Raw genomic sequence first — 20,546 nt, forward strand, 5'->3', positions numbered from 1 at the left:
GAGGGGTGGTCCACGGGACCGCCCCTCGTTCGCGTCATCGGGGGCACACGCGCCGCCCGGCGCCGTCCCCGCACCCGCACGCGGAGCGCGCGACCCGACCCAACAGCGCCAGCCACCCCGGCCTGAGCCCCGCGAGCAACCCCGGCGCGAACCAACCACGCCTGAGCCGTGCGAGCGGACCCACCTCGGACGTGCAGACCCGGCCCGAACCCGAATAGCAGGCCCGCCCGAGAGAGCAGGCCCGACCAAAAGGGCGGGCCCGGCCGGGGAGCGCTCCGGCGAACCCCCAAGCAGACCACCGAGCGCTCAGGCGGATCCCGGACAGGCGGCCAGGAGCGGTCGGGCGGGGGGAGCCGTCAGGGGTGGCGGCTGTCCGGGGTGCGCAGGAACGGGGTCATCCATTCGGGCGTGACCTCGGCGGGGAATCCGACCGCCTGCGCGGCGGAGACGTCGACCGCCTCGTAGCCGCCCTTGCCCGCGCCCACCCCCGCGATGAGGGTGAACACTCCGGCCCGCCGCTGGAACCACGTCTGCCGCAGCCGCCACCCGACGACCGCCCGCCGTTCGACGACCGCCTGGGCGCGCCGCAGCGAACCCGAGCGGACGGATAGCAGCCGCCCGTCGTAGCCGTGGCCGAGCGACCGGTAGCGGTCGTCGCCGAGGGGAAGGCCGAGACCGGCCAGCACCAGCGCCACGCCGGCCACGAGCCACCACAGCCCCGTCCCGGTCGCCAGGGCCAGGACGGCGAAGGCGGCCGCCACGGCGAGCCAGGGGGCGATCGCCCTGAACAGGCGGCGGTTGCGGGCGATGGGCGGGTGCGGGCGCAGCGGCGCGGTGAACGGCCCCACGGCCCGGGCGGCGACCTCCAGCGCCATGGGGCGGGGGACGTCGGGCAGCAACTGCCCCCGGGTCTCGGAGTCGCCGAGGCCGGTGACGATCGCCCACATCCTGACGACGCCCGCCTTGCGCTCGGCCAGGGCGTCGACGATCTCGTAGCCCCTGGTACGGCGGGCCTCGAGGGAGACGCTGCGCCTGGTGATCAGGCCGCGTTCGGCGACCAGGTAGCCCTCGCGCTCGGTCAGCGTGAAGTCCCAGTTGAAGACGGCGTACATGACCGTCGCGACGAACGGCATGGCCAGCACCAGCAGCACGACGGCGGCCACGATGAGCAGGGGGTGCCGCCACAGCCACTCGCCCGCGTACCAGGCGACGTCGCGCAGGCCGAGGTCGTTGCCCCACTGGAGGACCAGGCCGATGGCGCCGCCGGCAAGGGCGAAGGGGGTGAGCAGGTAGGCGCCCGACAGCGGGCCGTACAGCAGCCACGCGCGGGGCACCTTGACGATCACCCGCTCCTCGGGCGGCGGCGGGGGCGCCTCGGTGAGGGTGTCTCCCGGCTGTCGCGCCTCCTCGGCCCTGACCGCTCTGGCGCGGCGCAGCAGGACGCTCTTGAGCCTCTCGGCCTCCGCGACGGTCACCCCGTCGAGCTCGCCCTCCTGCTCGCCGCCTCCGCTGGCGCCCGTGTCGATCTTGACGACGGCCAGCCCCAGCAGCCGGTGCATGGGCGGGGTGCTGACGTCCACGCCCCTGATGCGTTCCAGCGGGATCGTCCGCACCGACCTGCTGATGAGCGACCGCCTGATCTCCAGCCGGTCGCCGGCGACGCGGTAGCTGAACGTCGCCCAGCGCACGACGGCGAAGACGACGGCGCCGACCACGCCGACGGCGGCCCACCCGAACGAGCGCGGCGAGAAGCCGCCCACGAACAGCACGCCCACCAGCGGCACGAGCAGCGAGGGCAGCATGCGGACGGGATCGATGAGCAGCACCTTGGGGCTCAGCTTCGTGCCGGGGGCCTCCTCGCTCATGTCGCGTCGTCCCTGAGCTCCTCGGCCCTTCGCGCCAGCCGTTCGGCGAGGCCGGCGGCGACCGCCTGGTCGAGACCCTGGATGCTGGACGACCCGGCGTGTGAGGCGGTGCGGATCTCGAGCGTGGCCAGCCCCAGCATCCGCTCGAACCACCCTTGCGCCTTGTCGACCGTCTGGATGCGGCTGACGGGCACGAACACCCACTCCCTGGTCAGGAAGCCGGACCTGGCGTAGACGACGTCGCCGGACAGTTCCCAGCGATGGACGGCATAGCGCACGAAAGGCTCCAGCAGGAGCAGCGGCGTGCCGGGCACCAGCACCAGCACGGGCACCAGCCAGGAGTTGCCCGACAGCCACTCCGGCAGCCATGACCAGCTCGGGATCCAGGCGGCGAGCCCGAACGAGCCCCCCGCGAAGATCACGAAGGCGACCACGGCCTCCAGCAGCCACAGGCGCACGGCCTTGGGCGAGACGCGATGCTCGGGGTCGCGCAGGGGACCCGCGACGGGGTCGGGCTGCTCACTCACACTGCCCAGCTTAGAAGGGCCCACCCGGTTTCCCTCCGTCTCGGCCGTATCGATCGATCAAGGGTCACCGGACGGCTGAAACGGCTGGCCGGCGCGGCGCGGAACTGACCGCGACGGTCAGGGTTGTGTCCAAGGTCACCCTTCGATGCCCTGATTATGGTGGATTTCCGTGGCTTTCCTCGCGACCGAACCTCCCGAACCGGTCGGCGCACCACCGGCAGGCGCGTAGCATCTTCCGGCATGGGGCAGGCGAACACGTCCACGCGCGTACGGCGCGTCACCGTCTTGGGGATGGTGGCCGCGCTGACGCTCGGCGTGTCCGGCTGCGGCATCCTGAACGGTCCCGCGAGGGAGATCAGGGAGATCAACGTCAGCAGTTCGCGACTGCGTGACCGCACTCCCCTGCCGTCGGAATATTCCTGTCACGGCACCCGGAAGAGCCCGCCGCTGCGCTGGTCGAGCGATGTGCTCTCCCGTGCCAAGTCGATCGCGATCGTGGTCGACGAAACCACCTCCCCCAGCCCCGCCGTGCACTGGGTGGTCTACAACATCGACCCCCGCACGACCGAGCTCGGCGAGGACGCCGCCTCCGACCTGCCGAAGGAGGCCGCCCAAGCGGCGGTGACCAGCACGAAGGTCGGCTACGAGCCGCCCTGCGAGAAGACCGGAAGCTATCGATTCAGCGTCTACGCGTTGAGCGGGCGGCTGCAGGACCCGGTGGGCGCCTCCCTCCCCGAGATCCTGAAGATGATCGCCGACCACACCATCGCGCGCGGGCGCCTGACGGCGGTGCACATCGAGTGATGACCTAAACGCTGCCGGTAGTGATGGTTACCAATTCTTCACTTTGGGTGTGACAACGCTCATAGTGGTCCGACACAATCAGATCCGTTCGCTGTGCGTTGGTGATCAAAGGGGGCAGATCGCGTCGATGGCCGCGCGATCTCACCGGCGCTGCTGGCAGGCCATGGCCTTGAGGGTGGTGCAATGACCGCGGTCGTACTGGTTCTCGTCGCCGTCGTGCTCCTCGTGCTCGTAGTCGTGGCACTGGGCATGCGTTCGATGAACAAGCGTGAGAGCTCGCTCCCTCCGGAGCGGCTGAAGGCGATGGCCGAGAAAGAGGAGATGACCCAGGCTCGGTCGACGGACGAGTTCGCCGCCCACGAGCCGCGCATGTCCAACTTCAGCCCCGACTTCAGCCCCATCGACCAGGCGAAGCAGCCCAAACCCGTACGTACGGGCCAGCGCGGCAGGCGTGGTGTCGACGAGTGGGGCAACGGCGCGGCCGAGGACGACGACGAGGAGTTCTGGGCCAACATCCGCAACGAGGCCACCGAGGGCGGCTTCGGCGCGGGCGGCACGGTGAAGGCGCGCATGGCGGCCAGCAGGCCCGTCGAGCCGGAGCGCCCGGGGGCCGACCCCTCGGGCGAGCGGACCGTCCAGCTTCCCCTGCCGCCGCGGCCCGCCGCCGCCGCGGCCGCCCCCCCGGCGCCCGCCGCGGCCGCTCCCGCCGCTCCGGCCGCCTCCGCACCGCCCGCGCCCGCCGCCAGGCCGGCCCGCTCCACCCGGTCGAGCAGGGCCGCTGCCCGCGCCGCCGCGGCGGCCGCCGCCGCCGAGCGGCCGCTGGCCGACCTGGTCGAGCCGGCGCCGGCGGCCGAGCCGCGCCCCGCCGTCTCCACTTCCGACCTGGCCGACCAGCGCACGGTGACGTTCGCCGCCCCGACGCCCGACGTGATGAGCATCCTGGGCGCGGGCGCCAAGCCGGTGCCGCCGCCGCAGCCCGAGCCGCAGCCGAACAGCGGCTCCTTCTCCGCGTTCGGCAGCAACTCGTTCCCCGCCGTCAACAGCGGCTCCTTCCCCTCGGTGCCGCCCGCTCCGGTTCACGGGGCGCCGACGAGCGACCCGTTCCCCGCCTACGGCGCGGCCGACGCCGAGACGACCTGGCAGTCGGCGCAGCAGCCGGCACGGCAGCAGCCCGCCGCGGGGCAGAACTCCGGCTCGTGGCCGGCTCCCCCCGCCCATGACGTGCTCGACGCCGCCGCCCCCGCCTCGTCGTGGCCCGCGTTCGAGACCTACACCCAGCCCGCCGCCGCCTTCCCCAACTCCTACGAGGTGCGCTCCGGCTGGGCCGCACCCGACGACGACGCGCTGGTCACCGGGCCGACGCCCGCGGCCACCACGCCCACCGCGCCGGGCCGCGCGGTCTCGCCGTACGACGACGTGCTGGGCGGCGGCGCGCAGCGCGCCTCCGGTTACGAGCCGCAGGCGCAGACGCAGGCCACCCCGTACGCGCCGCCGGCCACGCCCGCCGCCTGGCCCGAGCAGCCCGCCGCGGGCGGCAGCTGGCCCTCCTACGGCGAGATGTACGGCCAGGAGGAGCCCGAGTCGGCCAGGCAGGGGCGCCGGGGCAACCACCACCGCGCCCCAGACCAGGACTATCCCGACTATTACCGCTGATCGTAAAGGCCCCTCGTAACAGGCGTTTCACCGGGCCGCCAGCAGTTACAGTCTGTCGGTGGACACTCAGAGTAATCGCCTGACTGCCCTTAGACACGATGTGCCCGCGTCGCTGGTGGTGTTCCTCGTCGCGGTCCCGCTGTCGCTCGGCATCGCCGTCGCCTCCGACGCCCCGCTGGCCGCCGGGCTGACCGCCGCGGTCGTGGGCGGCGTGGTGGCGGGGCTGTTCGGCGGCTCGGCCGTCCAGGTGAGCGGGCCCGCCGCCGGCCTGTCGCTGGTCGTGGCCGAGCTCGTGCACACCTATGGCTGGCGGGCCACCTGCATGATCACGCTGCTGGCCGGTGTGGTGCAGCTGCTGCTCGGCGTGTTCAAGGCGGCCCGTGCGGCGCTGGCCGTCTCCCCCGCCGTCATCCACGGCATGCTGGCGGGCGTGGGCGTGGTGATCGCGCTGTCGCAGCTGCACGTGGTGCTGGGCGGCAGCCCGCAGTCCTCGGCCGTCGACAACCTGCTGGAGCTGCCCGCGCAGGTCGCCGACCTGCACGACCACGCGGCCGCGGTCGGGCTGATCACGATCGGCGTGCTGCTGGTGTGGAAGTGGCTGCCCCGCCGGGTCCGCCTGGTCCCCGGACCGCTGGCGGCGCTGCTGATCGCCTCGGTCGCGGCGGCGGCGTTCAGCCTGGACGTCACCCGGGTGGACCTGCCGGAGAACCTCCTGCAGTGGGTGCCCCCCGTGCTGCCCGCGGGCGACTGGCACGGCATCCTCGCCGCGGTGCTGCTGGTGGCGCTGCTGGCGGGCGTGGAGTCGCTGCTGTGCTCGGTGGCCGTCGACAGCCAGCACGACGGCCCGCGCACCGACCTGGACAGGGAGCTGCGCGGGCAGGGCATCGCCAACATCGTCTCGGGCGCGCTCGGCGGGCTGCCGACGGCCGGCGTGATCGTGCGCAGCACCACCAACGTCCAGGCGGGCGCCCGCAGCCGCTGGTCGACCGTGCTGCACGGCGTGTGGGTGCTGGTCTTCGTCCTGTGCTTCGGCTGGGCCATCCGGCTGATCCCGCTGGAGGCGCTGGCGGCGCTGCTGGCCTTCATCGGCCTGCAGATGTTCAACCTGGGTCATGTGCGCAAGGTCCACGGCCACGGCGAGGTGCCCGTCTACCTCGTCACGCTGGCGGGCGTGGTCGTCCTCGGCCTGGCCGAGGGGGTGCTGTTCGGGCTGGCGCTGGCCGTCCTGCTCGCGTTGCGGCGGCTGACGTGGATCTCGGCGCACGTACGGCAGGAGCAGGACGGGCGCCGGCACGTGACGATCTCGGGATCGCTCACCTTCCTCGGCGTGCCGCGCCTCACCGACGAGCTGCGCGCCATCCCGCCGGGCGTGCCCGTCGACCTCGACCTCAACATCGACTTCATGGACAACGCCGCCTTCGAGGCGCTGCACTCGTGGCGGCTCATGCACGAGCGCTCCGGCGGCAGCGTCGACATCGACGAGCTGCACGACGAGTGGTACAGCCTGGCCGCCGCCGGCCACCGCATGTTCCCTGCCAAGACGCCGGCCAAGGCGCACGAGCACGGGTGGCTGCCGTGGGCGCACCGCCGCAGGCGCAAGAGTGCGACGGTGCCCGAGCAGGGCGGTCCGGCCGAGTGCGAGCTGACCGTGGGGGCGCGCGAGTTCCACCGGCGGGCGGCGCCGCAGATGCGGCCCATCTTCACCGAGCTGGCGCGCCGGCAGCAGCCGACGCACCTGTTCATCACCTGCGCCGACTCCCGCATCGTGCCCACGCTCATCACCGCCAGCGGTCCAGGCGACCTGTTCGTGGTGCGCAACATCGGCAACATGGTCCCCCGGTACGGCGCCGAGCCGCACGACGACTCGATGGCGGCGGCGATCGAGTACGCGACGCAGGTGCTGGGCGTGCGGACGATCACGGTGTGCGGCCATTCGGGGTGCGGGGCGATGGCCGGGCTGCTGTCGGGCGGGGAGAAGGCGGGCAGCCTGCCCGGGCTGCGGCGGTGGCTGCGGCACGGCAACCACAGCCTGGCCCGGTTCATCCTCGGCGACAGCGACGGCAGCGACAGCGGGCCGCTGGACCGGCTGTGCAGGGTGAACGTGACGCAGCAGCTGGAGAACCTGCGCACGCACCGGAAGGTCGCCGAGCAGGTGGCCGCCGGGTCGCTGGAGCTGGTGGGGCTCTACTTCGACATCGCCTCGGCCAGGGTGCACATCCTGCCCTCCCCCGAGGTGCCCGTGCCGGCCGGTGAGGAGGAAGCCGTCTCGTGAGCCCGCCTACGCTCTCGGTGAAGCCGCGGCGTGAATCGCGTGCCGTACCCGAAGAATGCTCGTATGAGAGTTCTGGTCATCGGAGGTTCAGCGTTCCTCGGCCGCGCGATCGTGTCCGAGGCGCTCGGGCGCGGTCACGAGGTCACGACCTTCAACAGGGGGCAGAGCTACCCTGACGTGCCTGGCGTGGAGGCCGTCCGCGGCGACAGGGAGTCGGCGGCGGACCTCGAACGCCTGGTGGACGGGCGGCAGTGGGACATCGTCGTGGACACCTCGGCGTTCGTGCCGCGCGTGGCCGGGCAGTCGGCGCGGCTGCTGTCCGGCCACGCCGGCACCTACGCCTTCGTCTCGACGGTGTCGGCCGTGCGCGGCTTCCCGGCCGAGCCGGCGACCGACGAGTCAGGGCTGTTGGACTGCGCGCCCGACGCCGGTCCCGACGACGGCGACTACGGCGTGCTCAAGGCGGGCTGCGAGCGCGCGGTCGAGCAGGGCTTCGACGGCAACACACTGATCATCCAGCCCGGGCTCATCCTCGGCCCGCACGAGAACGTCGCCCGGCTGCCGTGGTGGCTGACCAGGATCGAGCGCGGGGGCCAGGTGCTGGCTCCCGGCGACCCCTCGGTGGCCATGCAGCTCATCGACGCCCGCGACATCGCGATCTTCACCCTCGACCAGGCGGAGAAGGGCGTCCGCGACCGCTTCATGGTCACCGGGCCGGCGGGCAACACCACCTACGGCGAGTGGCTGGAGCTGTGCAGGCAGGCCACCGGCTCCGACGCGGAGTTCGTGTGGGTGGACGACCAGTTCCTCCTCGACCACGAGGCCGGTGCCTGGATGGAGCTGCCGCTCTGGGCGCCGCGCACTCCCGAGACGGCCAACTTCTGGACGATCTCCACGGCGAAGGCGGAGGCGGCGGGGCTGCGCTGCCGTAGCGTGGCCGAGACGGTCCGCGACACCTGGGAGTGGCTGCGGGAGATCCCGGTCGCCGAGCGGGTGTTCGGCCGGAGGAACGTCCACGGCATCGCGCCCGAGAAGGAGGCGGCGATCCTGGCCGCCTGGGCGGCACGCTAGCGGACGACCGCACGCCGCGCCCCGGGCCGGGGGACATCCCGGCCCGGCCGGGCGGTCGCGGGGCTGGTCAGCGGGTGCGGGTCAAGGGGACGACCACCAGGTCGACTGCGTGACGGTGGTGAAGCCGAGCGAGTCGTAGAGCGGCTTGCCCGCGCTGGCCGCCGTCAGCGTGACCGGCAGGTCCTTCAGCAGGCCGCCGAGCACCGCGTGCATCAGCGCCCGCCCGATGCCGAGCGAGCGGAAGCCGGGCAGGGTGGTCACCCAGTACAGCCCGCCCACCGTGCCGTCGGCGACCGTCACGCACGCCCCCGCGGGCTCGCCGTCCTTCTCCGCGACGAAAAGATCGACGCCCTCGTGGCCCAGCAGCGCCGCCGGGAAGGCCTGGCCGGCGAGGTGCGGCTGGAAACGGGACAGCGGGAAGCCCTCGACGACGATCCGCTCGGCCGTCTCCAGCTGCTCCGCACGCTCCACCCTGACGATCTCGACGGCCGGGGGCGGCAGGGCCGTACCGGGTCTGCGGATCATGACGGGCATCCGGCGCGGGGTCAGCCCGATCGCGGTCATGTCGACGACGCCGTAGGAGTCCTCGACCAGCGCGGGGCCGCGGGTCCAGCCCTCGGCCAGCGCGGTCAGCTCGGCGACGTCGGACGCGTCGGGCGAGGAGGACTGCAGGATGATCCGCAACCCCGCCCGCTCGTCGCCGGCCACGGCGACGAAGCCGGGCCGCTCGACCACGTCGTGGCCACGCGCGCCGGCCAGCGCCTTCCACAACGCCGTGGCGTTCGTGGTGGCCAGGCGGAGCTCGGCCAGGTCGGTGATGGTCATGGAAGGGACCCTACAAGAGCGTGCACTGACCTACGGCGACCGGATCGGCCGGCCCGACGGCCGCCTCCGGGATCTGGGTGACATGCCGCCCCTCGGCGCCCTTGTGGCATCCTGAGAGGCCCGCGATCACGGGTTCTCCATCAGCTACGTTCCTGGATTGGAAACATCACCGAGGAGACTCACCATGGCCAGGCGTGACCTGGCGTAGCCGCATCATCAGCTTGGGAACCGGCTACTGATCTTGCTGTGCTGAGCTGGGATACCGAGACGCAGGTCAGGGAAGACCGATTGACCGTGAGTCCCCGTGAGACACCCGCTCGTTTCTGGCACGCATCTGGCACGGAAGCTGCTGTTGTCCATCGCTCATGGGCAGGCTGGTTGCGCTGCTCCGGCAGCTGAAATTGTCGTGGACGGACTCTATGCTTCCCGCCCATGAGTAGAGACGGATCTTCTGTCGTGCGTACGAGGCGGATGGACGTGGAGGTGGAGGACTGTGGTCAGGTCTATCTCATGGATCGAGGGGACTATAAAGCCACAGACGGGTCAAACGACTCACGGGCTCACTCCATTGGGCTCATGAAATTAGAGGAGAGAGGCCTCGTGAGTCTGAACATCGCCACGCAGTGGGGGGAGATTCCGTTTACGGTGACCGCAGCCGACCGGGATCCAGGTGCTGACCTCGATGGCTATGAGGACATCGTGGAGATCAGTTTTGAGGCCCCGTCGGGCGAAGTCTTCCTGGTGGGATGGCTCATGGACTGGGACGATGAAAAGGCACACGACCTTTCCCTGCTGCTTTCTGGCCCCGGTACGTACCGCTTGCGGTATCACATCAGAGGAATCGAGGAAGAGCGCTGCTGGGTAGATGATCACTACCTTCAGATATGGCCAGCGCCACTACACGACCCGGCCGTGCTGAAAAATACAGATGGAGCCTTCCAGCACCTTCTGAGGCCTGAAGCCTGACGCGATCGGACCCACGCCGTCAGCTTGGGAATTGCGGCTATGACGTGCTCTGGACCCTGGGTTACCTGGTCAGCGCCACTCCCCGGCCGGTCGTGAGTGACCGTGGCTGACCCCTCGACACCGGGGTTAATGGCACGCTAATGGCACGGCGATCATGTGGCTGAGCTGCTGATCCACGGTTCGGGAGGCATGCGATCCAGGGAGTCTCGGGCCAGACTCCGTACCCGCTCCCAGGTCGGATGGCTCCGCAACCCCTCAGCACTCCAAGGATGTGGCCCCTCATCTGATAGATCGGATAGACGCCGGTCGATTGCATCGAAGCGCTCGGCCAGCTCGTCGCTGACCCATCCGGCCTCCCGCGACAACCACGACGGTAGGGAGGCGGCATCAAAATCAAGGGCGAGCTCATCCGAGCAACACCCCACCGCTTCAATCCATTCGATCTGCTCCGAGGCTGACAGGCTGAGATGGCCCAGCGCCTCACGCATGAGCCTCCAGTTGGTCTTGGCCAAGACCTCTGCCTCGTCCGGATGCACAGCCCCAGTATGCCGCGCAGCGTATGCCTGCCCTGCCTGATCAGAGATCAGTGATGGCCCACCCTCCCGGCACGCAGCCCGCGCCCCGGCGCACCCCTCTCAGCGCGGAGGAGAAGGTCCGCGCCGAGGCGAACTTCGTGCCCCTCGTCGCCGAGCAGCTCGCCGCCGGCGGCCGGTTCCGGGTGAGCGCCGACACTCCGGAGCTGGTGGAGCTGTTCCAGGGGGTCGCCCGCAGGATTGGTGACCTGCTCCAGCGCCCTGTGGTCAGCTACGCCAACGGCAGGTACATCGTGATCGAGTTCGGCCGGGAGGAGGTGGGTCTCACCGCCTGAGGTCTCTGCTCGGCGCATGCCGTCCGCCCTGACACACGAGCCAGGTCACGGGGACGTTCCGTCATCACGGACGGTCACCGTCCCCTTGCAAAACTCATGCGCTCGGCGCCCGGCGAGGTCACGCTGGCCGGGGTGACGCTGCCGGCGGGCGCGCCGGTCGCGGCCATCGTCGCCTCCGCCAACCGCGACGAGAGCGTGTTCGACGACCCCGACCGCTTCGACCTCTACCGGCCGCTGCACCCGCACGTCTCGCTGGGCTACGCCCGGCACCGCTGCCTGGCCATCGACTTCGTGCCCGAGATCGTCCGCATCAGCCTGGAGGTACTGCTGGAACGCCTGCCCGGCCTGCGGGCCGACGCGGACCGGCCGCCCGCCTTCCACGGCTGGCGCTACCGGCACCCCGACAGCCTCCACGTCCGCTGGTGAGGAAGACATGACGACAGAACGCCGCAAGCACGGCGAAGCCATCCTGGACCGCCTGGACGGCACCGCCCGCGCGCACCTCACCGCCGCCCTCGACGACATCTCGCCTGACCTCGCCGACCAGGTGATCTCCTGGGCCTTCGGCGAGATCTACGACCGGCCCGCGCTGCCGCCGCGCGACCGCCAGCTCGTCATCCTGGGCATCCTCACCACGCTGGGGAACTGCGAGCCGCAGCTCAAGATGCACCTCAGGATCGCGCTCAACGCGGGACTGACCCCGGACCAGATCACCGAGGCCCTGCTGCAGGCGGCCGTCTACTGCGGGATGCCGCGGGCGCTGGTCGCCACCTCGATCGCCAAGCAGGTCTTCGCCGAGCGCGGCCTGCTGCCCGTCCCCCCGGCCGGGCCGTAAGCCCGCCCAGGGCCAACGGGGCCCCGACGGGGTGATCCCCGAGACCCGACGGGGAGACCCAACGCGGTGACGCGCCGGGATGACGCGGCGGGAAGGCGGCGGCCCGCTCATCGCGGGCCGCCGGCGCGCGCCGCCATCGTCCACCGTGACCGATTCCCCCTCCTACCTGTTCCCCTCCTACCTGTTCTCCTCCTGCCTGTTCCCCTCCTGCCTGCGGGCCACCGCGCAGGCCTACGACGCCCCGGTCAGAGGGGTGTGTGACGAGCGGGCCTGTAGGCCGGGTTGAAATTCGCCGTGATCGTGACCTGCTGGTTTGCGCCGGACCGGGGTGTTGACCAGGCAAGACGCTGCCGTTGCTTGTCAGTGATTCACAAGATCTTCGGATGCGATGTGCACGGATTGTGCACTCTTCCAGGGGCACCTACGCAGGGTCGATCCCGTGGAGGGTGCGCCGGGTTGACGAATTGTTGCGGTGGCGCAGGATCTGATGGGGAAGATCTTCCAGGGGATCGTTAAACTTGATCATCGGTGAGGCCGCTGGCCTCACCGCGCGGAGCGTGGCCCTGATCCCCTGGGAGATCTTCCCCATCTGATCCGGCTCCGCAACAATTCGGTGAGGCGGCGAGCCCGGAGCGGGTCGGCCCCCGGCGTACAGCGCCCAGCCACCGAACGGCGTTACGGCGCGCGGCCCGTGTGGACCGATGCGCGGGTGCGGCCTCGCGCGGTGCCGGCGCCGCGTCGCCGTCAAGGCGTAAGCGGGGGCCGGCGACCGCGCCCCACTTGGCCACAGCTGCCGCGCTTGCCCGGTCTTCCGCATGGCGCGCGTGCGCTCCGATGGTCAGCCCGTTCGCACGAGGACGCGCCTACCCACACATGGCGATCAGCTCGGCGGCGCGCGGTAGCGCGCCCTTGAAGCAGTAAAGAAAGTACTCACAGCGGGAGATGTCCCAGAGATATCGCATGCGCGATTTCTCCGTTTTGAGCCTACAGAGGTCCGCCGAACATTATTCTTCCGATTGAGGCCTAGAATCCAGCTGGACAGTGCCACGACGCTGCATATCCATATAGAATCCAAGTCTATCCAGCGCGAAAGAAATCACTCTTACCGAAAGCGGAGAACGACTTTCTTCCGAGGAAAGCCCCATGGATTCCTGTAGTAGCATGCGAGCCAAGGAGTTACGCTGGGCGCTATCCAAACGAGCCCAGTTGGCCACCTGCAAGTATGCTGCAGCAATTGCCTCCCAGATTCGCAGCTCCGTTTCCGGATTAGCATCCCTATAAAGATCACCAATGAAAGTTGGCAGGTCCTCGACCAACTCTCTAGCCGCATCACTAAGCGCATTAACCACCAGAGCACAGCGAACTATAACATCTCCCTCGGTAGTGATTATTTTGGGCAGCGGAGCGGGGGCGAGGGCACTCAATGGAACATTAATCCTCTCACCCTCCGAGCGCCTCAAGGCCCGATACAGAGAAAGACGATTTTCGAGGTCTGGCCGAATTGCGACGATAATAGATTCGGCGATATCCTGAATCGACTTGCCGCCGGTTGTGATCGCCACCGTATCAGCAAGCGTGGGAGACTTGGCCCTGATCTGATCTCCTGTAACCCCATGCCAAAGAGGCAGGATTACCTTGCTACGCTCACTTACTTGACGAACATTCAATCCTTTTAACTCGAAATCCGTCCACCCCTTCTCAAGGAAGTGGGGACTGATTACCACCAAACCATATTTCGAAGTGGCGATTCCTCGATTGATGGAGTCATATAGACTGTCCCCCAACTTGAGGGTAAACTCGTCATACCAAACACTAACGCCTAAGCGTCGCAGGAATTCGGCAAGGGGGCGAACAAGGAGCTCTTTATCCTCGGAAGCGTGAGAGATGAACAGCTCTAGAGCAAACTCTCGCTGAGGCTCATCGTATGAAGGCTTCGGGTTTGATGCCATAAGGCCTCACCTTCTTCTATAGCGGGTTAAGCATGCTGTAGAGGATGCTGTCCCGCCACTGGCCATTGGTAAATACGTGATCACGAATTCGCCCCTCGGGTACGAAACCGAGTTTCGTGACAAGAAGCATCGACGTCGAGTTTTTGGGACCGATTGCTGCGCTGATCCGATGCAAGTTAAGGCTTTCAAAACCGAAGGCGATCAAAGTTCGTGCTGCGTCTGTGGCAAAGCCACAGCCCCATTCCTCAGCCACGATGGCGAAGCCGAGCTTTGCCGCTTGGACACCGCTTAGCCCGAGGCGCGCAAAGCCGATCAACTCTTCCGCGTCGTGCTTGGTGACCGCGAGATAGTACTCAGTGCGTGGCTCTTCCTTGGCACGCGTGACGATACCCGCCACCATGTCAGCAGCCTGATCACGGGTGCGGGTATCGAATGAGAGCCAGTCAGTCACGCGAGGATCGCCAACGATGCGGAACGCGCCGTCAACGTCGTCAGGGCGGAACTCGCGGAGGATGACCTTCTTGCCGACCAAGCGAACCGGATGCATGATCCGGAGGCTACATCGGCAGAGCCTTCATCGGGGAGCGCGTGAAGAACTCGATGCGCTCTTGCAACTCCCGAGCTTCGCCGCTGGCCGGCGCCTTGGACAGCACCTGGTGGACGTGCTCAACGGACTTGATGATGCCATTGATGCGCTGCTCAGGTGGAAGATCCAGGACTGGTGTGAGGGCCTCGGCGGCTCCTTCGACCTCACCACGTTGGATGCGTGCGATGGCAAGGTCGGAATGCGAACCGGCCTGGTCGCCGAACGCCCACTCAGGTCGGCTGGCGTCGCTGTATTCGGCTACGGCCTGAGTCGAGTAGCTCTCGGCTTGCTCGGCCTCTGATGGAAGCCAGGCGAGAGCATCGGCCGCGTAGTAGAGCTGACGCGCCCGGCTGAAAGTGGCGATGCCTCCGAGCTCGTCCATCTCGTCCGGCTGGACCTGGTCCCAAGCGTCCTCGGCCCGTTGGATAGCTGCCGTGGTGTTGATCGGGTTGCCGAGCGCGGCCCAACTCCGGGCCTCGTTCATCGCGAGCCAGACCATCGAGGTGTTCCGCGAGCGTGCCGCGAACTCCGTGCCCTGCTGCGCGTACCGGATCGCCTCGTTGTGCCGCTTGGCCCAGTACGCCACGAACGACTGTAGGCCGCGAATCCAGGCTCGCAAACCGTCGTGATCGGAGTGGTCGGCGCACATGAACGCCGTCCGCGCCTGGGTCATGGCCGCGTGTGGGTCGGCAAGGTCGTGTGATGCCTTGGCCAGCAGCCCGCCGTTCACCCCTGCCAGGAAGTAGAGGTGCTTGGCCTGGTCGGGACGCTGACGCTGCTCCAACAGAGTGAAGATCACGTCTTGGACGCTGACCAGGTCGCCGAGGATCTCGGAAAGCGGGCGCTGTGGATAGGCCATCGCCAGTTCGTGAACATCCTCGTGGATCTGCTGCGGCCAAGGCTCGCGAGTACGCCCACGTGGCCCGAGAAGAGATCGCCTGCACGGCCTGATCCAGGCAGAAAGAGGTATCCGCATGGCCGTACACACTGAAGATCGCCTGTGGACTTCGAGGGAGGTCGCCGAGTTCTTAGGTGTCCCCCTCGGCACGCTCTACCAATGGCGCACACGCGGGCTCGGGCCCCCTGGCCGCCGTATCGGCAAGCATCTCCGCTATCTCCCCGCTGACGTGCTCGCCTGGGTCCGGGAGCAGTCATGACGGTCACTGACCGATGGCACAAGTCTCGGCCCGAGCCCGGCGAGCCGAGGTGTTCAGAACATCGCAAAGTGCCGACCAAGGAGCATGGCAAGGGTGACCGATGGCTGGTTCGCTATCGAGATGAGGGTGGCGAGCAACGCGCCCGGAGCTTCGAGCGCAAGGCCGATGCTGACCGCTTCGAGGCGACCAGGAAGGCGGACCAGTCGCGGGGTGACTGGATCGATCCCCGGCTCGGCCAGACTCGATTCGATCAGTACGCCCCCAACTGGATGGCTGCGCGGCTGCATAAGGCCGGGACCATCGAGCGTTACGAGCATGCGCTTCGCAACCACATCTACCCGACCTTCGGCGCACTCGGGCTGGTCTCGATTCGCCCGACCGCCGTTCAGCACTGGGTGAAGGTCCTCCAACAGACCGGTCTCGCTCCTCGGACGATCGAGACCATTTACACGATTTTCGCGAGCATCATGCGCGGAGCCGTACGAGATGAGCTGATCCGCAAGTCTCCCTGCATTGACATCCGCTTGCCGTAGCCAGCAAGACCACGATCCACCTCCTCTCCCCTGATCAGGTGGTCTCCCTCTATGAGGCCATGGCCAAGGAGTACGCCGCCCTGGTTCTTGTCGGCGCCGGTGCCGGTCTCCGTCAGGGCGAGGCGTTCGGGCTGGCCAAGGATCGGATCGACTTCGAGGCGGGCATGATCCGAGTCGATCAACAGGTCGTCGTGATCAAGAGTCGCGCCGTGCTGGGCACTCCGAAGAGCCCGGCGTCGGTTCGAGACGTGCCCATGCCCGACTTCGTGGCCGAGGCACTAGCCAAGCACATCGCGACATACGACCCGTCCGACATCGTGTTTCGTACTGCGCTGCGGGACAACCTGATTCGCCGCGACTACTTCAATGCCAAGATCTGGAAGCCCGCGATCAAGTTGGCGGGCCTGATGCCCGACACCACGTTTCATGACCTCCGCCACACCTACGCGAGCACTGCCCTCGCCGCTGGCGTTCCGATCTCCGAGGTCTCCAAGTGGCTCGGCCACGAGTCGATCACAACGACTGTGGATCTCTACGGCCATCTCGTTCCGGAAGCTTCCGGGCGGGCCCGGACGGCGCTGGACATGGCCTTCCGGTCTGCGTTCCGTGTGCACTGAATGTGCACTGGCAGGGTCTAGACACAGCTCCGCCCCTGGTCAGAGAAGCGGAGAGAGACGAGCCGGCCTGTAGGCCGGGTTCTGTCCTTCGCGAACGAAGGGGCGACCATCCATCTAGGACCGCCGTTGCCGGCGGTCTCAAGCGGTCTACCCGCGCGACTCGGACGGGCAGTCCTCGAACGCCGCGCGCGGGACGCTCCTGCTGGGGCGTCCCTTCTTGACCTTGCTCCGGGTGGGGTTTACCTAGCCGCTCACGTCACCGCGAGCGCTGGTGGTCTCTTACACCACCCTTTCACCCTTACCTCCCGGATGTCCGGGAGGCGGTCTGCTCTCTGTGGCACTGTCCCGCGGGTCACCCCGGGTCGGGGTTACCGACCACCCTGCCCTGCGGAGCCCGGACCTTCCTCGGCGAGCCCCGCGAAGGGGCTCGACGCGGTCGCCCGGCCGGCTCGTCTGCAGGGAGGTTATCAAACTCCCAGCCACCTCCAATCCATCCGCAAGAGTCCCGTGATGTCCTGGGGTGGTCATCGTCTGAGGGGGACGGTGCCCACGGCTCGGTCGTGCCGGGTGAAACCTCGCGGCATCCGGCCCGACCGGGCCGTGACCGGACGACGGTCACGCCTCGGCCCACACGCTCCTGGGATGCCTGGGCGGTTCCCGAGGGCGCGGGCTCCCTCGTGCCGGCCGACCCACGGAGCGGGCGAACCTGACCCGGGCCCTCCTGGCTCGCCGGCCTGCCGCGTCCGCAGGCGGGTGTTCTCCCAGGGCATGGCGGGCGGGGTGGGAACGGCGGGCGGGGTTCCGCCCGGTTCCAGGGCCACGGGAGCGGGGACCCGGCGCGGCCCCGGCGCAGGCGTTCTGCCCTTGGTCCGGTGGGCCGGGGTTCTGCCCTTGGTCCGGTGGACCGGGGTTCTGTCTGGACCCCGTTCTGCAGCCGACGGGCCGAGGTCCGCCCGAAGACAGCGGTCCGAGGCGCTACCTGGCGGCAGCGGTCCGAGGCGCAACCCGCGGGGCTGTGGGCCGCGGCACTGCCCAGCAGGCCGAGGGACCGCCCGAAGACAGCGTGTCGGCAGGTGGGGGGGTCAGTGCAAGTGGCTGATGTCGTTGAACGCCTTCACGACGGCGGGCCCGTCGGCGTAGAAGTCGATCAGGGACAGGCACGCCACGTCGAGATGCATGCGGTACAGCGCCTCGGGCGGCGCGAGCAGCGCGAGCCTGAGGAGCGTCTTGATCGGCGTGACGTGGGAGACGACCAGCACGGTCTTGCCTTCGTACTGCTCGACCAGCCGGTCCCTGGTCGCCTCGACGCGTCGGGCGACCTGGGTGAAGCTCTCCCCCCTGGGTGGCGTGACGGCGGGGTCGGCCAGCCAGGCGGCCAGCTCGTCCGGCCACTCGCGTTGGATCTCGGTGAAGGTGCGCCCCTCCCAGGCGCCGAAATCGGTCTCCCTGAGGCCTTCGTCCACCTCGACGTCCACGCCGACGAGCCGCGCCACCATCTCGGCGGTCTGGCGGGCCCGCTTGAGCGGGGAGCTGACGATCACGTCGATCCGGTACGGCGGCGCCGCCAGCCTGCGCGCGGCGGCGCTGGCCTGGGCCAGGCCGTTCGCGGTGAGTTCGGCGTCGCCGAGCCCCGAGAAGCGGCGTTCGGCCGACAGCGGGGTCTCGCCGTGGCGCAGCAGGAGGAGCGAGGTGGCGACCCTGGTGGCGGGGCCCCAGCCGGTGCCCTTGGCGGCCTGCCGGGTGACCAGCGAGGCGGTCGGCGCCGACAGGTCGAGCAGGTCGGTCTGCCCGCCGGTCTTCGGCGCCGAGGGTGCCTCCCGTCCGGCCCCCGCGGGCGGCGTCTCCGGCACGCCCCCGGTCTCGGGGATCGCGCGACCGCCCGGCGAGCCCGCCCCGGCAGCCTCCCGCGAGCCCGGCTCCGAGGCGCCGCGCGAGCCGGCCGCCGGAGCACCGCGCCCGCCCGCCTCCGGTACGGCGGTGCCGCCCGCCTGCCACGCCAGTCCCTTGGCCGCGGCGTCCATCGCCTCGTTGGCCAGCCGGTCGGCGTGCTTGTTGCGCTCGCGGGGGATCCACGTCCACCCGGTGATCCGCAGCCGCCTGGCCAGGCCCTGCGCCTCGAGGGCGAGCGGCCTGAGCCCCTCGTTCTTGATCTTCCAGCGGCCGGCCATCTGCTCGATGACGAGCTTGGAGTCCATACGGACCTCGACCTCGGCGCCTTCACCGCCGAGGTCGAGCACGGCGGCGAGCCCCGCGACCAGGCCGCGGTACTCGGCGACGTTGTTGGTGGTGACGCCGATCGCCTCGGCCCGCTCGGCGAGGACCTGGCGGTCGCGGGCGTCCATCACGACGGCCCCGTAGCCGGCGGGGCCGGGATTGCCTCTCGACCCGCCGTCGGCCTCGACGAGGTACGGGGTCGTGCTCATGGAAGCTCCTTGATCGCTGCCGGCCGGTTCGGCGGCCTGGGTCAGATGCCGGACTCGGGGGTGCGGACGAGGATGCGGCGGCATTCCTCGCAGCGCAGCACCTCGTCGTGGGGGGCGGCCTTGATGCGGTTCATGTCGGCGATCGACAGCGTCACCTTGCATCCCATGCAGCGGCCGCCGTGCAGCATCGCGGCGCCCACGCCGTACTGGCCGCGCAGCTTCTCGTACAGGGCGAGCAGGTCGGCGGGGATGTCGGGGAGCACGCCCGCGCGGCGGCCCTCGACGTCGGCCGTCTCCTTGTCGATCTCGGCCAGGGCGGCGTCGCGGCGGTCCTCGGCGGCGGCCCTGGTGGTCGCGATTTCGTCGCGCCTGGCGATCAGGTCGGTGACCTTGGAGTCGGCGGCCTCGCGGCGCTCCATGATCTCCAGGACGACCTCCTCGAGGTCGCCCTGGCGGCGGTGCAGCGAGGCGATCTCGGACTGCAGGCTGGACAGGTCCTTGGGCGAGGTGACCATGCCGGAGTCGAGGCGCTTCTGGTCGCGGTCGGCGCGGGTGCGCACGGTCTCGACGTCGCTTTCCGCCTTGGTCTGCTCGCGGGACAGGTCACCGGCCTCGGTCTCGGCGGCGATCACCTGGGTGGCCAGCTGGGCCAGCTGCTTCGACTGCTCGTCGATCTCGGCCAGCTCGGGCAGGGTACGGCGGCGGTGCGCCAGGCGGTCGGCAGCGGAGTCAAGCTCGGCCAGGTCGAGCAGTCGCTTCTGAGCGGCAGGGGCTGCTTTCATGATCAATATCCTTTTGTCCAAGCATCGGTGACCGTGGCGGAGACGCGCGTCTCAACGTTAACGCCACTGGAGCTCAGGATGGACGCCGCGCTGTCGAGCCATGGCCACTCGGTGGCCCAGTGGGCGGCGTCGATCAGGGCGGGACCGCCGGCCTCGACGAACTCGCTGGCGGGGTGGTGACGCAGGTCGGCGGTGAGGAAGACGTCGACGCCGGCGGCGCGTGCCGTACCGAGGAGGGAGTCTCCTGACCCGCCGCTGACGGCCACGCGCGTGACGGGCCTGGACGGGTCGCCCGCGACGCGCAGGCCCCACGAGGTCTTCGGCAGCCCGGCAGCGGCCTGCTCGGCGAACGCGCCGAGCGTCATCGTGCGGGGCAGGTCGCCGACGCGGCCGAGGCCGCGCCAGGGGTCGTCGGGGAACGGCTGCAGCGGCACCAGGTCGCCGACCAGGCCGACGGCGCGGGCCAGGGCGTCTGAGACGCCGGGGTTGGCGACGTCGGCGTTGGTGTGGGCGGTGTAGAGGGCGACGTCGTTGCGGATCAGGTCGTGGATCAGCCTGCCCTTGTAGGTGGTCGCGGCGACGCTGGTGGTGCCGCGCAGGTAGAGCGGGTGGTGGACGACGATCAGGTCGGCGCCCCAGTCGAGCGCCTCCTCGGCCACGACGGGCACGGGATCGACCGCGAACAGCACCCGCCGCACCGCCTGGTCGGGGTCTCCGCAGACCAGGCCCACGGCGTCCCACGACTCGGCCCTGCCAGGCGGATAGGCGGCCTCGAACACGTTGATCACATCAGCCAGCGTCACCTGCGCAGAC

At 69.4% G+C, this 20,546-nt stretch carries 22 protein-coding genes and 1 other RNA gene; 12 read left to right on the top strand and 11 right to left on the bottom strand.

The window, feature by feature from the left end:
* Nucleotides 1-356: 356 nt before the first annotated feature.
* Both ACWENQ_RS13100 and ACWENQ_RS13105 read right to left on the bottom strand, forming a co-directional pair.
* Nucleotides 357-1,865, bottom strand: coding sequence for a PH domain-containing protein (locus ACWENQ_RS13100; protein WP_452414243.1), 1,509 nt, complete (start codon nt 1,863-1,865; stop codon nt 357-359).
* Nucleotides 1,862-2,392, bottom strand: a complete 531-nt coding sequence (locus ACWENQ_RS13105) for a PH domain-containing protein (RefSeq protein ID WP_354904562.1) — start codon at nt 2,390-2,392, stop codon at nt 1,862-1,864. The genes ACWENQ_RS13100 and ACWENQ_RS13105 overlap by 4 nt, the downstream gene beginning before the upstream one ends.
* 240 nt (nt 2,393-2,632) lie before the next feature.
* Between ACWENQ_RS13105 and ACWENQ_RS13110 the strand changes: the two genes are divergently transcribed.
* From ACWENQ_RS13110 to ACWENQ_RS13125, 4 genes are all read left to right on the top strand, one after another.
* Complete coding sequence (locus ACWENQ_RS13110; protein WP_452414245.1) at nt 2,633-3,196, top strand: YbhB/YbcL family Raf kinase inhibitor-like protein; 564 nt, start codon at nt 2,633-2,635, stop codon at nt 3,194-3,196.
* 183 nt (nt 3,197-3,379) lie between these two features.
* Nucleotides 3,380-4,849 (top strand): hypothetical protein, encoded by a 1,470-nt coding sequence (locus ACWENQ_RS13115; protein ID WP_452414246.1) that lies wholly within the window; start codon nt 3,380-3,382, stop codon nt 4,847-4,849.
* A gap of 100 nt (nt 4,850-4,949) precedes the next feature.
* Entirely contained in the window at nt 4,950-7,121 is a 2,172-nt protein-coding gene (locus ACWENQ_RS13120; RefSeq protein ID WP_449924534.1) for a bifunctional SulP family inorganic anion transporter/carbonic anhydrase, read from the top strand.
* A 63-nt stretch (nt 7,122-7,184) separates the two neighbouring features.
* Nucleotides 7,185-8,192 carry an NAD-dependent epimerase/dehydratase family protein gene (locus ACWENQ_RS13125; protein WP_452414248.1) on the top strand — a complete coding sequence of 336 codons (1,008 nt, stop codon included), beginning with the start codon at nt 7,185-7,187 and terminating at the stop codon, nt 8,190-8,192.
* A gap of 81 nt (nt 8,193-8,273) precedes the next feature.
* On the opposite strand, the gene ACWENQ_RS13130 is transcribed toward ACWENQ_RS13125, so the two are convergent.
* On the bottom strand, nt 8,274-9,017 hold the full coding sequence (locus tag ACWENQ_RS13130) for a GNAT family N-acetyltransferase (protein WP_452414249.1): 744 nt from the start codon (nt 9,015-9,017) through the stop codon (nt 8,274-8,276).
* Nucleotides 9,018-9,449: 432 nt separating this feature from the next.
* Between ACWENQ_RS13130 and ACWENQ_RS13135 the strand changes: the two genes are divergently transcribed.
* Nucleotides 9,450-9,983, top strand: coding sequence for a hypothetical protein (locus tag ACWENQ_RS13135; RefSeq protein ID WP_452414250.1), 534 nt, complete (start codon nt 9,450-9,452; stop codon nt 9,981-9,983).
* Nucleotides 9,984-10,135: 152 nt separating this feature from the next.
* On the opposite strand, the gene ACWENQ_RS13140 is transcribed toward ACWENQ_RS13135, so the two are convergent.
* Nucleotides 10,136-10,519 carry a hypothetical protein gene (locus tag ACWENQ_RS13140; protein ID WP_452414251.1) on the bottom strand — a complete coding sequence of 128 codons (384 nt, stop codon included), beginning with the start codon at nt 10,517-10,519 and terminating at the stop codon, nt 10,136-10,138.
* Nucleotides 10,520-10,572: 53 nt separating this feature from the next.
* Between ACWENQ_RS13140 and ACWENQ_RS13145 the strand changes: the two genes are divergently transcribed.
* The 4 genes from ACWENQ_RS13145 (at nt 10,573) to ACWENQ_RS13160 (ending at nt 11,972) form a co-directional block, all read left to right on the top strand.
* Nucleotides 10,573-10,851, top strand: coding sequence for a hypothetical protein (locus ACWENQ_RS13145; RefSeq protein ID WP_452414252.1), 279 nt, complete (start codon nt 10,573-10,575; stop codon nt 10,849-10,851).
* 96 nt (nt 10,852-10,947) lie between these two features.
* The gene (locus ACWENQ_RS13150; protein WP_452414253.1) at nt 10,948-11,277 is read left to right on the top strand and encodes a cytochrome P450; all 330 of its coding nucleotides are present in this window, start codon (nt 10,948-10,950) and stop codon (nt 11,275-11,277) included.
* Between the two features lie 7 nt (nt 11,278-11,284).
* Nucleotides 11,285-11,686, top strand: coding sequence for a carboxymuconolactone decarboxylase family protein (locus tag ACWENQ_RS13155; RefSeq protein WP_449924547.1), 402 nt, complete (start codon nt 11,285-11,287; stop codon nt 11,684-11,686).
* A 145-nt stretch (nt 11,687-11,831) separates the two neighbouring features.
* Complete coding sequence (locus tag ACWENQ_RS13160; RefSeq protein WP_449924550.1) at nt 11,832-11,972, top strand: hypothetical protein; 141 nt, start codon at nt 11,832-11,834, stop codon at nt 11,970-11,972.
* 718 nt (nt 11,973-12,690) lie between these two features.
* On the opposite strand, the gene ACWENQ_RS13165 is transcribed toward ACWENQ_RS13160, so the two are convergent.
* From ACWENQ_RS13165 to ACWENQ_RS13175, 3 genes are read right to left on the bottom strand one after another with little or no spacing between them, the layout of a single operon-like run.
* Nucleotides 12,691-13,635 (bottom strand): toll/interleukin-1 receptor domain-containing protein, encoded by a 945-nt coding sequence (locus tag ACWENQ_RS13165; RefSeq protein ID WP_452414254.1) that lies wholly within the window; start codon nt 13,633-13,635, stop codon nt 12,691-12,693.
* A gap of 16 nt (nt 13,636-13,651) precedes the next feature.
* Entirely contained in the window at nt 13,652-14,182 is a 531-nt protein-coding gene (locus ACWENQ_RS13170; RefSeq protein WP_452414255.1) for a GNAT family N-acetyltransferase, read from the bottom strand.
* A 10-nt stretch (nt 14,183-14,192) separates the two neighbouring features.
* Nucleotides 14,193-15,080 carry a hypothetical protein gene (locus tag ACWENQ_RS13175; RefSeq protein WP_452414257.1) on the bottom strand — a complete coding sequence of 296 codons (888 nt, stop codon included), beginning with the start codon at nt 15,078-15,080 and terminating at the stop codon, nt 14,193-14,195.
* 115 nt (nt 15,081-15,195) lie between these two features.
* Between ACWENQ_RS13175 and ACWENQ_RS13180 the strand changes: the two genes are divergently transcribed.
* Genes ACWENQ_RS13180 through ACWENQ_RS13190 form a run of 3 tightly spaced genes read left to right on the top strand, consistent with a single transcriptional unit; the run spans nt 15,196 to nt 16,528 of the window.
* A complete protein-coding gene (locus ACWENQ_RS13180; protein ID WP_449924561.1) occupies nt 15,196-15,378 on the top strand; it encodes a helix-turn-helix transcriptional regulator in 183 nt (60 codons plus the stop codon).
* Complete coding sequence (locus tag ACWENQ_RS13185) at nt 15,375-15,911, top strand: tyrosine-type recombinase/integrase (protein WP_452414258.1); 537 nt, start codon at nt 15,375-15,377, stop codon at nt 15,909-15,911. The genes ACWENQ_RS13180 and ACWENQ_RS13185 overlap by 4 nt, the downstream gene beginning before the upstream one ends.
* A 14-nt stretch (nt 15,912-15,925) precedes the next feature.
* On the top strand, nt 15,926-16,528 hold the full coding sequence (locus tag ACWENQ_RS13190; protein ID WP_449924937.1) for a site-specific integrase: 603 nt from the start codon (nt 15,926-15,928) through the stop codon (nt 16,526-16,528).
* Between the two features lie 54 nt (nt 16,529-16,582).
* On the opposite strand, the gene rnpB is transcribed toward ACWENQ_RS13190, so the two are convergent.
* The 4 genes from rnpB to ACWENQ_RS13210 all read right to left on the bottom strand — a co-directional run bounded on the left by rnpB (nt 16,583) and on the right by ACWENQ_RS13210 (nt 20,536).
* Nucleotides 16,583-16,980, bottom strand: an RNA gene (gene rnpB / locus ACWENQ_RS13195) — RNase P RNA component class A.
* Between the two features lie 630 nt (nt 16,981-17,610).
* The gene (locus ACWENQ_RS13200) at nt 17,611-18,951 is read right to left on the bottom strand and encodes a bifunctional RNase H/acid phosphatase (protein WP_452414259.1); all 1,341 of its coding nucleotides are present in this window, start codon (nt 18,949-18,951) and stop codon (nt 17,611-17,613) included.
* A gap of 41 nt (nt 18,952-18,992) precedes the next feature.
* The gene (locus tag ACWENQ_RS13205) at nt 18,993-19,733 is read right to left on the bottom strand and encodes a zinc ribbon domain-containing protein (protein WP_449924570.1); all 741 of its coding nucleotides are present in this window, start codon (nt 19,731-19,733) and stop codon (nt 18,993-18,995) included.
* Between the two features lie 2 nt (nt 19,734-19,735).
* Nucleotides 19,736-20,536, bottom strand: a complete 801-nt coding sequence (locus ACWENQ_RS13210) for a Nif3-like dinuclear metal center hexameric protein (protein WP_449924573.1) — start codon at nt 20,534-20,536, stop codon at nt 19,736-19,738.
* Between the last annotated feature and the right edge of the window lie 10 nt (nt 20,537-20,546).

The sequence above is a fragment of the Nonomuraea sp. NPDC004354 genome (assembly GCF_053602555.1).